This is a genomic window from Zoogloea dura (genome assembly GCF_012927165.1).
GTDB lineage: Bacteria > Pseudomonadota > Gammaproteobacteria > Burkholderiales > Rhodocyclaceae > Zoogloea > Zoogloea dura.
In genome coordinates, this window is the sequence record NZ_JABBGA010000001.1 from 105970 (window position 1) to 118382 (window position 12413).

15 protein-coding genes and 2 tRNA genes are annotated in these 12413 nt (G+C 61.0%); 15 read left to right on the forward strand and 2 right to left on the reverse strand.

Annotation, left to right across the window (positions count from 1 at the left end; genetic code table 11):
* Nucleotides 1–207: 207 nt before the first annotated feature.
* Genes argF through HHL15_RS00475 form a run of 6 tightly spaced genes read left to right on the forward strand, consistent with a single transcriptional unit; the run spans nt 208 to nt 3700 of the window.
* On the forward strand, nt 208–1140 hold the full coding sequence (gene argF / locus HHL15_RS00450) for an ornithine carbamoyltransferase (RefSeq protein ID WP_169143852.1): 933 nt from the start codon (nt 208–210) through the stop codon (nt 1138–1140).
* 49 nt (nt 1141–1189) lie between these two features.
* Nucleotides 1190–2419: an argininosuccinate synthase gene (locus HHL15_RS00455; RefSeq protein WP_169143853.1), complete on the forward strand. Its 1230-nt coding sequence runs from the start codon at nt 1190–1192 to the stop codon at nt 2417–2419.
* A 9-nt stretch (nt 2420–2428) separates the two neighbouring features.
* Nucleotides 2429–2662, forward strand: coding sequence for a DUF2788 domain-containing protein (locus tag HHL15_RS00460; RefSeq protein WP_169143854.1), 234 nt, complete (start codon nt 2429–2431; stop codon nt 2660–2662).
* A 22-nt stretch (nt 2663–2684) separates the two neighbouring features.
* On the forward strand, nt 2685–3008 hold the full coding sequence (gene ppnP / locus HHL15_RS00465) for a pyrimidine/purine nucleoside phosphorylase (RefSeq protein WP_169143855.1): 324 nt from the start codon (nt 2685–2687) through the stop codon (nt 3006–3008).
* 13 nt (nt 3009–3021) lie between these two features.
* Entirely contained in the window at nt 3022–3507 is a 486-nt protein-coding gene (locus HHL15_RS00470) for a YajQ family cyclic di-GMP-binding protein (RefSeq protein ID WP_169143856.1), read from the forward strand.
* A gap of 4 nt (nt 3508–3511) precedes the next feature.
* The gene (locus HHL15_RS00475; RefSeq protein ID WP_169143857.1) at nt 3512–3700 is read left to right on the forward strand and encodes a YjfB family protein; all 189 of its coding nucleotides are present in this window, start codon (nt 3512–3514) and stop codon (nt 3698–3700) included.
* A gap of 71 nt (nt 3701–3771) precedes the next feature.
* Here the strand turns inward: HHL15_RS00475 and HHL15_RS00480 are convergent, their stop codons facing one another.
* Entirely contained in the window at nt 3772–4473 is a 702-nt protein-coding gene (locus tag HHL15_RS00480; RefSeq protein ID WP_169143858.1) for a type 1 glutamine amidotransferase, read from the reverse strand.
* A 22-nt stretch (nt 4474–4495) separates the two neighbouring features.
* Here HHL15_RS00480 and HHL15_RS00485 point away from each other — a divergent pair, with 22 nt between their 5' ends.
* The 9 genes from HHL15_RS00485 (at nt 4496) to HHL15_RS00525 (ending at nt 11450) form a co-directional block, all read left to right on the forward strand.
* Entirely contained in the window at nt 4496–5131 is a 636-nt protein-coding gene (locus tag HHL15_RS00485; protein WP_328824968.1) for a retropepsin-like aspartic protease family protein, read from the forward strand.
* Nucleotides 5132–5168: 37 nt separating this feature from the next.
* Nucleotides 5169–5747 (forward strand): CoA pyrophosphatase, encoded by a 579-nt coding sequence (locus tag HHL15_RS00490; RefSeq protein WP_408065710.1) that lies wholly within the window; start codon nt 5169–5171, stop codon nt 5745–5747.
* Between the two features lie 93 nt (nt 5748–5840).
* Nucleotides 5841–6767, forward strand: a complete 927-nt coding sequence (locus HHL15_RS00495) for a CobD/CbiB family protein (RefSeq protein WP_169143861.1) — start codon at nt 5841–5843, stop codon at nt 6765–6767.
* 27 nt (nt 6768–6794) lie between these two features.
* Nucleotides 6795–7979: an acetyl-CoA C-acyltransferase family protein gene (locus HHL15_RS00500; protein ID WP_169143862.1), complete on the forward strand. Its 1185-nt coding sequence runs from the start codon at nt 6795–6797 to the stop codon at nt 7977–7979.
* Between the two features lie 147 nt (nt 7980–8126).
* Nucleotides 8127–8405, forward strand: a complete 279-nt coding sequence (rpsT, locus tag HHL15_RS00505) for a 30S ribosomal protein S20 (protein ID WP_169143863.1) — start codon at nt 8127–8129, stop codon at nt 8403–8405.
* Nucleotides 8406–8672: 267 nt separating this feature from the next.
* On the forward strand, nt 8673–8945 hold the full coding sequence (locus HHL15_RS00510; protein ID WP_169143864.1) for an HU family DNA-binding protein: 273 nt from the start codon (nt 8673–8675) through the stop codon (nt 8943–8945).
* A 40-nt stretch (nt 8946–8985) separates the two neighbouring features.
* Nucleotides 8986–9061: transfer RNA gene (locus HHL15_RS00515), tRNA-Val, on the forward strand.
* A 29-nt stretch (nt 9062–9090) separates the two neighbouring features.
* Nucleotides 9091–9167: transfer RNA gene (locus tag HHL15_RS00520), tRNA-Asp, on the forward strand.
* 381 nt (nt 9168–9548) lie between these two features.
* Nucleotides 9549–11450, forward strand: a complete 1902-nt coding sequence (locus tag HHL15_RS00525) for a SurA N-terminal domain-containing protein (RefSeq protein ID WP_169143865.1) — start codon at nt 9549–9551, stop codon at nt 11448–11450.
* 131 nt (nt 11451–11581) lie between these two features.
* Here the strand turns inward: HHL15_RS00525 and fabI are convergent, their stop codons facing one another.
* Nucleotides 11582–12373 carry an enoyl-ACP reductase FabI gene (fabI, locus tag HHL15_RS00530; protein ID WP_169143866.1) on the reverse strand — a complete coding sequence of 264 codons (792 nt, stop codon included), beginning with the start codon at nt 12371–12373 and terminating at the stop codon, nt 11582–11584.
* Nucleotides 12374–12413: the final 40 nt, after the last annotated feature.

The window sequence follows — 12413 nt, forward strand, 5'->3', positions numbered from 1 at the left end:
TGGCTCCGGTCTGTACAAACGGGCACTTTTGAATTAGCATCACTGGCCTGATATTGGCAGACAAACGGCGGCGAGAGTCGCCGTTTCGCCTTTCTGCCGAACCGGCAGCGGCCGGGGCGGGCTCAGTGTGCAGTAGGCAGGGCGGGGGGGCGGAGTGTCCGGCTCCTCAACAGGTTTCCTGCTGCACCACAACCAAGAACGAGTGCCATGAACGCACCGAGACATTACTTACAGTTCAACGATTTTTCCCGCGCAGAGTACGACTACCTCTTTGCCCGGACACGCTGGATCAAGGAGCGCTTCAAGCGCTACGAACCTCATCACCCGCTGTTCGACCGGACTCTGGTGATGATCTTCGAAAAGGCGAGCACCCGCACGCGCCTTTCCTTCGAGGCCGGCATGCAGCAGCTTGGTGGATCGGCCATCTATCTGAACACCCGCGACTCGCAGCTGGGCCGTGGTGAGCCTGTTGAAGATGCGGCCCAGGTGATCTCGCGCATGAGCGACATCGTGATGATCCGCACCTTCGAGCAGTCCATCATCGAGCGCTTTGCCGAATATTCGCGGGTTCCGGTGATCAATGGCCTGACCAACGAATACCATCCGTGCCAGATCCTGGCGGACATCTTCACCTTCATCGAGCACCGCGGCCCCATCCAGGGCAAGACGGTGGCCTGGGTGGGTGATTCCAACAACGTCTGCAATACCTGGCTGCAGGCGGCCGAGGTGCTGGACTTCCAGGTCCGTGTCTCGACCCCGCCGGGCTACGAGGTCGAGCCCGAGCGGGCAGGGCTGATCGGTACCGGGCATTTCGCGCATTTCGACGATCCCATGGAAGCCTGCAAGGGCGCCGACCTGGTGACGACGGACGTCTGGACCAGCATGGGCTTCGAGGCCGAGAACGAAGAGCGTATGCGCGACTTCGCCGACTGGCAGGTGGATGAGGACATGATGAAGGTGGCCAATCCTGGCGCGGTTTTCATGCACTGCCTGCCTGCTCACCGGGGCGAGGAAGTGTCTGCCGAGGTGATCGACGGACCTCAGTCGGTCGTCTGGGACGAGGCGGAGAACCGGCTCCATGCGCAGAAGGCCCTGATGGAATTCCTTCTCGTCGGCAGGATCGAAGGCGATTGCGCCTGACCGCATCCATCGAACAAAGACTCAACTACTCCTATTCGGAAAGCAGGACATGAGCGACGTAAACAAGGTTGTGCTTGCCTACTCGGGCGGGCTGGATACTTCCGTAATCCTCAAGTGGCTCCAGGACACCTACCAGTGCGAGGTGGTGACCTTCACCGCCGACCTGGGCCAGGGTGAAGAGCTCGAGCCGGCACGGGCCAAGGCCCTGCAGTTCGGCATCAAGCCCGAGAACATCTTCATCGACGATCTGCGCGAAGAGTTTGTGCGTGACTTCGTCTTCCCGATGTTCCGCGCCAACACCATCTACGAAGGCGAGTACCTGCTGGGTACCTCCATCGCCCGTCCGCTGATCGCCAAGCGCCAGATCGACATCGCCCGCCAGACCGGCGCCGACGCGGTGTCCCACGGCGCCACCGGCAAGGGCAACGACCAGGTCCGCTTCGAACTGGGCTACTACGCCCTGATGCCGAACGTGAAGGTCATCGCCCCGTGGCGCGAATGGGACCTGCTGTCCCGCGAGAAGCTGCTGGCCTATGCCGAGAAGAACGGCATCCCCATCGAGATGAAGCACAAGCAGGGCGGCTCCCCGTATTCCATGGACGCCAACCTGCTGCACATCTCCTTCGAGGGCCGCCACCTCGAGAATCCGGCGGCTGAGGCCGAGGAATCCATGTGGCGCTGGACCGTGTCCCCGGAAGCGGCTCCCGATGCCGCAGAGTATGTGGACCTGGAGTTCGAGAAGGGTGACCTGGTCTCCATCAACGGTACCCGCATGAAGGCCCATGAACTGTTGGCCAAGCTCAACGAGCTGGGTGGCAAGCATGGCATCGGCCGCCTCGACCTGGTGGAGAACCGCTACGTGGGGATGAAGTCCCGCGGCTGTTACGAAACCCCGGGCGGCACCATCCTGCTGCGTGCCCACCGCGCCATCGAGTCCATCACCCTCGACCGGGAAGTGGCCCACCTCAAGGATGACCTCATGCCGCGTTACGCGAGCATGATCTACACGGGCTACTGGTGGTCGCCCGAGCGTCTGGCGCTGCAGGCCCTGATCGATCAGACCCAGCAGACTGTCAACGGCTGGGTGCGCATCAAGCTCTACAAGGGCAATGTGATCGTCGTCTCCCGTGACTCCAGCACCGACTCGCTGTTCGACCCGACGATCGCCACCTTCGAGGACGACCAGGGCGCCTACAACCAGAAGGATGCCCACGGTTTCATCCGCCTGAATGCGCTGCGCATGCGCATTGCCGCCAACGCCAAGAGCAAGCGCGACTGACGAGCCGGTATGGACCCCAGCGCCCCTTTGCTGTTCGGGCTGACCGTCGCCGAGTTTGAGGACATCTCCCTCAAGGTCTGTGTCGGTGGCTTGATCGCATACATGATTTTCATCATCGGCCACCTTGCCTGGGAGTCCAAGGCGGGGAAATATGGTGCGATCTGGATGTTCGTGGGGCTCGGGGTCGGCTTTGTCGGCTTCATGGCCAAGGCGGTCATCCAGAGGCTCCTTGGCATCGAATAATCTTTCACCGGAATTGAACGCAATGACCCAGTCCGCCCAATTCGACGGCGTTTCCGTCGTCAAGCAGGCCAACGTGTATTTCGACGGCAAGTGTGTCAGCCACACCGTGCTGTTTGCTGATGGCAGCAAGAAGACCGTCGGCGTGATCCTGCCTGCCAGCCTCACCTTCAACACTGGCGCTCCCGAAGTGATGGAGACCGTTGCCGGTGCCTGCCGCTATCGCCTGAAGGGCGAGGCCGAGTGGAAGACTTCCGCGGCCGGCGAGAGCTTCAATGTGCCGGGCGACTCCAGTTTCGACATCGAAGTGACGGGCGAGCCCTACCACTACGTCTGTTACTTCGGCTGAGCGGGAGCGGGCCATGCCATCGTTCGACATCACGTCCGAAGTCGATATGGTCGCCCTGCGCAACGCAGTCGAGGGGGCCAACCGCAAGATTACCGGGCGCTACGACTTCAAGGGCTCGGATGCACGCGTGGAACAGAGCGAGAAGTTGCTCACCCTTCACGGCGACACCGAGTTCCAGCTCGACCAGATGCAGGCCATCCTCCTGCCGGAGATGACGGGCAAGAAGATCGATGTGCGCTGCCTCAAGCACGGCGACGTGCAGAAGGTCAGCGGCAACAAGGTCAAGCAGGAGCTCACCGTGCGCGTGGGCATCGAGCAGGAGCAGTCCAAGAAGATCGTCAAGCTCATCAAGGATAGCAAGCTCAAGGTGCAGGCCAGCATCCAGGGTGAGGCCGTGCGCGTCACCGGCGCCAAGCGGGATCTCCTGCAAGAGTGTATCGCCCTGGTGCGCAAGGAAATCACCGACTATCCTTTGCAGTACGGCAACTTCCGGGATTGATGGAATGAGTATTTCGTCCGTGGCGTCCACCAGCCAGGTCCAGACCCAGGACGGGCTTTCGATCACGATGCTGCGAAAGAGCCTTGATCAGCAACAGGCTGTGGCTCAGCAGATGATTGCATCCCTTCCGCCGGTCACTCCGGCGCCTGATCCGACTGCAACTGTCGGACGTTCGGTGGACACCTACGCCTGACCGGTCCTCCCGACCGGTACCGCTAGTGCCAGAAAGCCAGCTTCGTGCTGGCTTTCTTCATTTTGAGCGTTTCAGAGACCCTTGACCCAGTGCGTGTAGAGCGTCTCGGCCGACTGGTTGAGCGCCTTCAGGCGGGCCTCCCGGTCGATCTTCATCGCTTCGGGGGTCTGGACGGTCGGAACTCCGCCGGCTGCCGCAATCTCTTCGGCGCCACTGGCGCACCAGTCGTCGATCATCCTGGCGCTCATTTCCACGTGGCACTGCATGCCCAGGTGCTTGCCGAGCGCGTAAGCCTGGTTTGGACAGGCTGCGCTTTCCAGGATCCGCGTCGCACCCGCGGGAATCGAGAAGGTCTCGCCATGCCAGTGAAAGCTCTCGAAGCCCGTGATGTCACCGAACCATTCCCGGGCCAGGGGGGAGTCCACAACCGATACCGCAGCCCAGCCGATCTCCTTGACTGGATTGCGGCTGACCTGCCCACCCAGGGCCTTGCTCATCAGTTGGCCACCGAGGCAATGCCCGATCACCGGCTTGTCGGCGGCCATCATCTTCCGGATGAGGTCGAGCAGGGGAGGGATCCAGGGCAGATCATCGTTCACGCTCATGGGGCCGCCCATCAGGCAGAGTCCCGAGTAGTCGTCGCAGGAGGTGGGGACCGGATCGCCCGCGTCGATGCGGATCAGGGTCCAGGGGAGGCTGCGGCTGTCCAGGAATGTGGCAAAATGCCCCGGACCTTCAGTCAGGCTATGTCGAATGATTGCTACCGGTTTCATGCGATTCCTCCAGATTGTGCGTGTGCACAAGTTTAGCGGTCTGCTCCTCGCCTGCGTGAGCTTTGGTGCTCAGGCTACCGAGGTGGCCTTGGCCGGAGTCTTTCCGGGCAAGGCGTTGGTGATCATCAACAATGGTGCTCCCAGGGCCCTGGCAGTAGGGGCCAGTACCCCGGAAGGCGTCCGCATCGTGGCTGTCGATGATGCCGGAGCCACCGTTGAGGTGGACGGCAAGCGTCGCCGCCTGGTGGTGGGAGAGCATGCCGTCAGTGTCGGTGCAACCGGAGTGGCCTCGGAGTCGATCGTGTTGCAGGGCGACAGCCGCGGGCATTTTCATGCACAGGGGGCCGTCAATGGCGTGGCCATCCGTTTTCTGGTGGATACTGGTGCCACTTCCGTGGCCCTGGGGCGCAGTGACGCGCTGAAGGCCGGGGTGGCTTATACCCGGGGCGAGCCGCGCGTCATGGAAACCGCCAACGGTCAGGCGCGCGGCTGGCTGGTTTCTCTGGATTCGGTGCGCATCAACGGTATTACCTTGCGTAACGTGCCAGGGGTTGTGCTCGAGGTGGATATGCCCCAGGCCCTGCTGGGGATGAGTTTTCTGAATCGTATGGACATGCGGCGGGAGGGCGGGGCGCTCTACCTGCGCCAGCGCTACTAGACTCTGATCGATGACTTCTTTCTTGAATCAGCCCCCCTTGCTTACTCCCGAATGGTTGCGGCATCGCTTCAGCCTGCCGGCCAGTTTCGATGCGCCGCTTGAGGATGGTGTGCCGCCTGGCCCTCTCCGGCCTGCTGCGGTGCTGGTGCCTATCGTGATGCGGGAGGGTGGTTTGACGATGCTGCTCACGCAGCGTACCGACCACCTCCATCATCATCCCGGGCAGGTGAGTTTTCCTGGAGGGCGGGTCGAGGAGGGGGATGTGTCGCCGATGGATACGGCACTCAGGGAGACCGAGGAAGAGATCGGCCTGGCCCGTCGCCACGTGGAATTGCTTGGGGCGCTGCCGCCTTACCGGACCGGTACGGGCTTCGAGGTGGTGCCCGTGGTTGGTCTCGTGGCGCCGCCGTTCGAGCTGGCTCTGGACGATTTCGAGGTGGCCGAGGCCTTCGAGGTGCCGCTGTCATTCCTCCTGGATCCCGACAATCATCAGCGTCACTCCATGGAGGTGCGGGGCAGCCTGCGGGAGTATTACGCCATGCCCTACGGTGGTTACTTCATCTGGGGGGCAACCGCCGGAATGATCGTGAGCCTCCAGCGTTTCCTGAACCGGTGAACCGAACGCCGTTTGTGTTGGGTCCGTTTGATGGTATCTTGCTCCATCCCCAATAGGATTGATCCATGAGGGCCAGCCAAGGCCCCCCGCCGCATGACCCTGTTTTCGCTGATCGTCGCACTGCTCATAGAGCAACTCCGCCCGCTCCCCGCGCGCTTCGTCGACGTGCCCCTGAAGGCATTTTCCCGTTTTCTCGAGGATCGCTTCAACGACGGAGAGTCCCGTCATGGCGCTGTGGCCTGGTGGGTGGCCGTGATCGCTGCGTGCTTCGGGTCGGCGCTGGTCTTCTTCCTGCTGTGGCATATCCATCCCCTGCTCGGGATCCTCTTTAATGTCTTGGTGCTGTACCTCACCATGGGCTTCCGGCAGGTGAGCCATTTTTTCACCGACATCCAGCTCGCCCTGCGCATGGGGGAGCTGCCCCGTGCCCGCCAGCTTGTCGGTGAATGGCGCGGCCGCCGCCACGAAGGTTCAAGCTCCAGCGAGGTGGCGCGCCTCGCCATCGAGGAGGCGCTGGTCGCCTCGCACCGTAATGTGTTCGGTGTAGCCTTCTGGTTCATCCTCATGCCCGGACCGAGCGGGGCCGTCCTGTATCGGCTGGCCCGCTTCTTCGAGGAGAAATGGGGACGTCGCGATGGGGATCCGGATTTCGGCGATTTCGGTCAGTTCGCCCGTAAGGCATTCGCTGCGCTCGACTGGTTGCCGGTTCGCATGACCGCTGCAGCCTTCTCCATCGTAGGTGACTTCGAGGATGGAGTGTATTGCTGGCGGGCCCAGGCGAATCAATGGAAGGACAAGGCTTCCGGTATACTCTTGGCCAGTGGTGGCGGCGCGCTGGGCGTGCGTCTCGGCATGCCTATCCATGAGTCCGGGGAGGTCGTGGAGCGTCCCGAGATGGGCGTCGGCGACGAAGCTGACGCGGACTTCATGCAGAGTACCATCGGCCTGATTTGGCGCACCTTGGTGCTGGTGATGTTGCTGCTGGCATTGCTGGGCGTTGCAGGCTGGGTTGGTAGTTAATTGTAATAATTCTGAGGAGGAATACAGATGGCTAGTCGTGATGTGGTCGTATTGAGTGCAGTTCGTTCCGCCATCGGTGGCTTCGGTGGCGCCCTTGCTGATTTCGATGCCAGTGAGCTGGCCGGTATCGTCATGAAGGAGTCCATCGCCCGTTCCGGTGTGGATCCCCAGCTGATCAACTACGTGACCGTCGGCAACTGCATGCCGACCGACTCCCGCTACGCCTACGTGTCCCGTGTGGCTTCCATCCAGGCCGGCCTGCCGATGGAATCCGTGGCCATGCAGGTGAGCCGTCTCTGTTCGTCCGGTCTGCAGGGTATCGTCACCACCGCCCAGAACATCCTTCTGGGTGACTCCGATTACGGTATCGGCGGCGGCGTTGAAGTCATGTCCAAGGCTGCCTACCTGATGCCGGCGCTGCGCTCCGGTGCCCGCATGGGTGACACCAAGGCTATCGACAGCATGGTTGCAGTGCTGACCGACCCGTTTGGCGTCGGCCACATGGGCATCACTGCCGAGAACCTGGCTGCCAAGCACGGCATCAGCCGTGAAGAGCAGGATGCGTTTGCGGTCGAGTCCCAGCGTCGTGCTGCTGTAGCGATCGACGAGGGCCGCTTCAAGTCCCAGATCGTTCCCATCGTCAAGCAGACCCGCAAGGGTGACGTGGTGTTCGATACCGACGAGCACCTGAAGCGCGGCACCACCATGGAGTCCCTGGCCAAGATGAAGCCGGCCTTCAAGAAGGATGGCACCGTCACTGCCGGCAACGCTTCCGGCATCAACGACGGCGCGGCCTTCTTCGTGCTGGCTGACGGCGCTACCGCCGTGAATGCCGGTTACAAGCCGATGGCCCGCCTGGTGTCCTACGCCATCGCCGGTGTTCCCAACGACATCATGGGCGAAGGCCCGATCCCGGCGTCCCGCCTGGCGCTCAAGAAGGCCGGCCTGACCCTGGATCAGATGGATGTCATCGAGTCCAATGAAGCTTTTGCGGCTCAGGCTCTGTCCGTGATGCGCGTGCTGGGTTTGGATCCGGCCAAGACCAACCCGAACGGCGGCGCGATCGCCCTGGGGCACCCGGTTGGCTGTTCCGGTGCCTTCATCGCCACCAAGGCCTTGTACGAACTGCAGCGCACCGGTGGCCGCTACGCCCTCGTCACCATGTGTATCGGTGGTGGTCAAGGTATTGCGGCCGTGTTCGAGCGTATCTGATCCAGCTTTGCTGAATCCACAGGGCCTCGCCATGGCGAGGCCCTGTTTCTTTGATTATGTAATTTGTGCAATAAACAGCTTGCCAAGAGAATGGTATTTCCCATAGAATCCTTGGCTTCATTGCATTTCTTTCAGGATTACTAAAAGATGGCCAACTCGGCACAAGCCCGTAAGCGCGCCCGTCAAGCTGTGAAGGCCCGCGCCCTCAACATGAGTCTTCGTTCCCGTCTGCGTACCGCCATCAAGGCTGTCCGCAAGGCGGTCCTCGGTGGTGACAAGCAAGCTGCCCAGCAGGTGTTTGTTTCTTCCCAGCGTACGATCGACAGCATTGCCGACAAGAAGATCATTCACAAGAACAAGGCTGCTCGCCACAAGAGCCGTCTGTCTGCCGCCATCAAGGGCATGGGCGCCGTAGCTGCTGCCTGATAGATCTCTTGCAAGGCGCGGCGGGCGTGAGCCCGGCTGTGAATAAAAAAGGACTGCGCATGCAGTCCTTTTTTTGCTTTATGGCGGCATGCTTGTGGCGGTAGGGTGCGGTCGTTGCGGATGTTCCTCGGTGCATTCTTGACATCGTGATTTTTAGGGCGTTATATAAAGAATAATTTTTGCACCTGATGAGTGTCTGCAGGTATTGGCTGGGCGTTTTGATGTCGGAGTTTCCTGTTTGTTAACTTCTATAACGAGGGGGCGAGTATGAATAAATCCGAGTTGATCGATCAGATTGCTGCAGAAGCCGATATGTCGAAAGCGGCTGCCGGGCGTGCACTGGATGCGGCGGTGGCTGCAGTCAAGCAGGCGCTCAAGAAGGGGGGGAGTGTCACGCTGGTTGGTTTTGGTACTTTCCATGTAGGCAAGCGTGCCGCACGTTCAGGGCGGAATCCCAGGACGGGGGCGGCCATCAAGATCAAGTCTGCGGCAATTCCTAAATTTAGGCCTGGCAAAGCGCTGAAAGATGCGCTAAACTGATGGGCTCTTGCTTTCGGTGGTTTCGAAAATAAAGTGAAACGGGTGCTTAGCTCAGTCGGTAGAGCGTCGCCCTTACAAGGCGAATGTCGGCGGTTCGACCCCGTCAGCACCCACCACACTATTTCGAAATTTCTCAGGCAAGCCTGGAGTGGTAGTTCAGTTGGTTAGAATACCGGCCTGTCACGCCGGGGGTCGCGGGTTCGAGTCCCGTCCACTCCGCCAGGATCCATGCATGTCGCCGCCCTGAATGGGAGGCGACATGCAAGAAAAGCCACCCCTGCGGTGGCTTTTTTTACGCCCTGACTTTGTTTGCTTCCCCGATTCGGGGCCGCATGTTTTATTGGGGCGGAAGCCGCCCGCCGCAGGGGCTTGTTCCACTTGCCGGCAGGCTGTAGACTCCGAAAGCTTGGGAGGGTCGGCTGTCAAAGCGCACTGAACCGTGTCGTGATGGCGTGGCCCTTTGGTCTGATTGCGTAAATTGGACGACCGATGTCTCCTGACATGTGTGCCGTGCCAGATATCGAGGCGAACGCAGGTTCGCTTTTTTTACGTGCCGCTGTCACAAAGATCACTTGCAATCAGTAGTCACGCAGAGGATTCCGCATGTTTGATGCAGTACGCAACAACAAGAAGATTGTTCAGATTTTCCTGTTGCTGATCACGCTACCCTTTGCCTTCTGGGGCGTCGACTCCTATGTCAAGAATGCCGGAAACGGAGATTCGCTGGCTTCGGTGGGGGGAAACTCGATCAGCATGAACGAGTTCCAGCAGGCGATGAGAGAGCAGCAGGATCGTCTGAGAGCCAGCATGGGTGAGAACTTCAACCCGGCGATGCTGGAAACGCCGGAAGCGCGCAAGGCGGTTCTGGATAATCTGATCAACCAGCGCCTGCTCGCCCTGGATGCAAGCAAGATGCATCTGAGCGTGGCGGATCAGCAATTGCGGCAAGCCATTGCCGAGATTCCGGCCTTTCAGGACAACGGGCAGTTTTCCCTGCCGCGCTACGAAGCCGTCCTGAAGGCCCAGGGAATGACCCAGGCCGTATTCGAGTCGCGCGTCCGCAGCGATCTGGCGCTCAAACAGGTGCTTGGCGCAGTGGCCGAGGGTGTGATGGTTTCCGGCAATTCAGTCGGCCAGGTGTACTCGGTGCAGTTCGAGGAGCGTGTCGTCAGCGAGGCGCGCCTGGCTGCTGCGCAGTATGCAGGCTCCGTGAAACTTGCCGACGAGGCTGCCCGCAAGTTCTACGATGAAAATCGTCGGCGCTTCGAGCTGCCGGCCCAGGTTCGGGTGGAGTATCTCGTTCTCGGCCCGGATGAGGTGGCCTCCCAGCTGTCGATCAGCGACGCGGATGCCCGCAAGGAATACGATGCTCACCCAGAGCGCTTCCGCCAGGGCGAGGAGCGTCGTGTCAGTCACATTCTGATCCAGGCTGCCAGGGATGGCGACGCTGCTGCACTCAAGGCTGCCAAGGAGAAGGCCGAGGCGCTGTTGAAACAGGTCAAGGCCAACCCTGCCGATTTTGCGCGCCTGGCCAAGGAGAACTCCCAGGATCCGGGCTCCGCCGAGAAGGGGGGCGATCTCGGCTTCTTTGCCCGTGGCGCCATGGTCAAACCCTTCGAGGATGCCGCTTTCGGGCTGGCCAAGGAGGGTGATATGTCCGACGTGGTGCAGTCGGATTTCGGTTTCCACATCATCCGTCTGTCGGGCATCAAGGCAGAGAAAGCCCGTGCTTTTGATGAGGTTAAGGCAGAGATCCTCGGCGAGCTGAAGCGTGCCGAGGCGGGCAAGCGTTTTGCCGAGATGGCCGAAGGTTTCACCAATACGGTGTATGAGCAAGCCGACAGCCTGAAGCCGGCAGCCGAGAAGTACAAGTTGCAGATCCGGACGTCCGAATGGATTGCACAGGGAGGCCGGGCTCCGGCACCGTTCGACAATCCCAAGCTGCTTGCCGCCCTGTTCTCGGACGACGCGGTCAAGAACAAGCGCAATACCGATGCAATCGAGGTGGCGAAGGGAACCCTGGTCACCGCCCGGGTTGTCGAGCACAAGCCTGCGTCGGTCAAGGCCTTCGAGGAGGTCAAGGCTGACATTGACAAGGTGCTGACCCTTGAAGAGGCCGTTGTGCTCGCCGAGAAGGATGGCGTCGACAAGCTTGCCAAGCTGGGCAAGGGCGAGGCGCTTGAGCTTCAGTGGGGGGCAGCGCATCCGATCCAACGTGTTGATCAGCGCATTCCGCCGGAAGTCCTGCGCACGATCTTCCGGGCGCCCGTGGACAAGCTGCCGGCCTATGCCGGGGCGAAGGTGCAGGGGGTTGGCTACGTGTTGTTCCGGATCGAGAAGGTGACCCGCCCCGTTGCGTCGGGCAAGGACGACCCGCGCATGCAGGCGCTCAGGCAGCAATACGGCCGGGTTCTCGCCGAGGAAGAGTTCTCGGCCTATCTCGGTGCCCTGCGCAAGCGCTATGACGTGAAAGTGAATGCAGCCAAGCTGGAGCAGAGCAAGTAAGGGCTCCCGCTGTCCGGGCCCGGTAAACCTTTTTGCGGATACGGTATCCGCAAAAAGGTGGGCGGAGCGGACGCCAGCACAGGACGAAAAAAAACCCGGTTGCAACCGGGTTTTTTCTTGGTGTTCCGGGATCAGCCCTGATCGGGGTTGCCCAGGGCAGTGGTGTTGAAGCCCCCGTCCACGTACATGATCTCGCCGGTGATGCCACTGGCCAGGTCGGAGCACAGGAAGGCCGCTGCATTGCCGACTTCGTCGATGGTCACGTTGCGGCGCAGCGGTGCATTGCGCTCGTTGAAGGCCAGGAGCTTGCCGAAGTTGCCAATGCCCGAGGCGGCCAGGGTCTTGATCGGGCCGGCAGAGATGGCATTGACGCGGGTGCCTTCCGGGCCGACGCTGACGGCCATGTAACGCACGGCAGCTTCCAGGCTGGCCTTGGCCAGGCCCATGATGTTGTAGTTGGGCATGGTACGCACCGCGCCCAGGTAGGACAGGGTCAGCAGGGAGCCATTGCGGCCTTTCATCATCGGACGGGCGGCCTTGGCAAGGGCAGGGAAGCTGTAGGCGCTGACTTCCTGGGAGATCCGGAAGGCCTCGCGGCTGGCGGAATCCAGAAAGTCGCCTTCAAGTGCTTCGCTGGGTGCGAAGGCGATGGAGTGGACCAGGCCGTCCAGGCCGTCCCATTCCTTGCCCAGTTGTTCGAACAAGCTGTTGATCTGTTCGTCGTCCTGCACATCACAGGTATATACCAGGGTGCTGCCGAACTCGGCAGCCATTTTGGCGACACGCTCCTGGAAACGTTCGTTCTGGTAGGTGAAGGCGAGTTCGGCGCCTTCCCTGTGCATGGCTTTGGCGATCCCGTAGGAGATCGAGCGGTTGGACAGCAATCCGGTGATGAGAATGCGTTTGCCGGCGAGAAAGCCCATCAAGGTGTCTCCTGTGAATAACCCCGCGATTATAACGGAT

Bases quoted from the DNA above. Each gene is read 5' to 3' on its own strand.
- argF (WP_169143852.1), top strand. From the start codon at position 208: ATGAACGCACCGAGACATTACTTACAGTTCAACGATTTTTCCCGCGCA.
- HHL15_RS00455 (WP_169143853.1), top strand. From the start codon at position 1,190: ATGAGCGACGTAAACAAGGTTGTGCTTGCCTACTCGGGCGGGCTGGAT.
- HHL15_RS00460 (WP_169143854.1), top strand. From the start codon at position 2,429: ATGGACCCCAGCGCCCCTTTGCTGTTCGGGCTGACCGTCGCCGAGTTT.
- ppnP (WP_169143855.1), top strand. From the start codon at position 2,685: ATGACCCAGTCCGCCCAATTCGACGGCGTTTCCGTCGTCAAGCAGGCC.
- HHL15_RS00470 (WP_169143856.1), top strand. From the start codon at position 3,022: ATGCCATCGTTCGACATCACGTCCGAAGTCGATATGGTCGCCCTGCGC.
- HHL15_RS00475 (WP_169143857.1), top strand. From the start codon at position 3,512: ATGAGTATTTCGTCCGTGGCGTCCACCAGCCAGGTCCAGACCCAGGAC.
- HHL15_RS00480 (WP_169143858.1), bottom strand. From the start codon at position 4,473: ATGAAACCGGTAGCAATCATTCGACATAGCCTGACTGAAGGTCCGGGG.
- HHL15_RS00495 (WP_169143861.1), top strand. From the start codon at position 5,841: ATGACCCTGTTTTCGCTGATCGTCGCACTGCTCATAGAGCAACTCCGC.
- HHL15_RS00500 (WP_169143862.1), top strand. From the start codon at position 6,795: ATGGCTAGTCGTGATGTGGTCGTATTGAGTGCAGTTCGTTCCGCCATC.
- rpsT (WP_169143863.1), top strand. From the start codon at position 8,127: ATGGCCAACTCGGCACAAGCCCGTAAGCGCGCCCGTCAAGCTGTGAAG.
- HHL15_RS00510 (WP_169143864.1), top strand. From the start codon at position 8,673: ATGAATAAATCCGAGTTGATCGATCAGATTGCTGCAGAAGCCGATATG.
- HHL15_RS00525 (WP_169143865.1), top strand. From the start codon at position 9,549: ATGTTTGATGCAGTACGCAACAACAAGAAGATTGTTCAGATTTTCCTG.
- fabI (WP_169143866.1), bottom strand. From the start codon at position 12,373: ATGGGCTTTCTCGCCGGCAAACGCATTCTCATCACCGGATTGCTGTCC.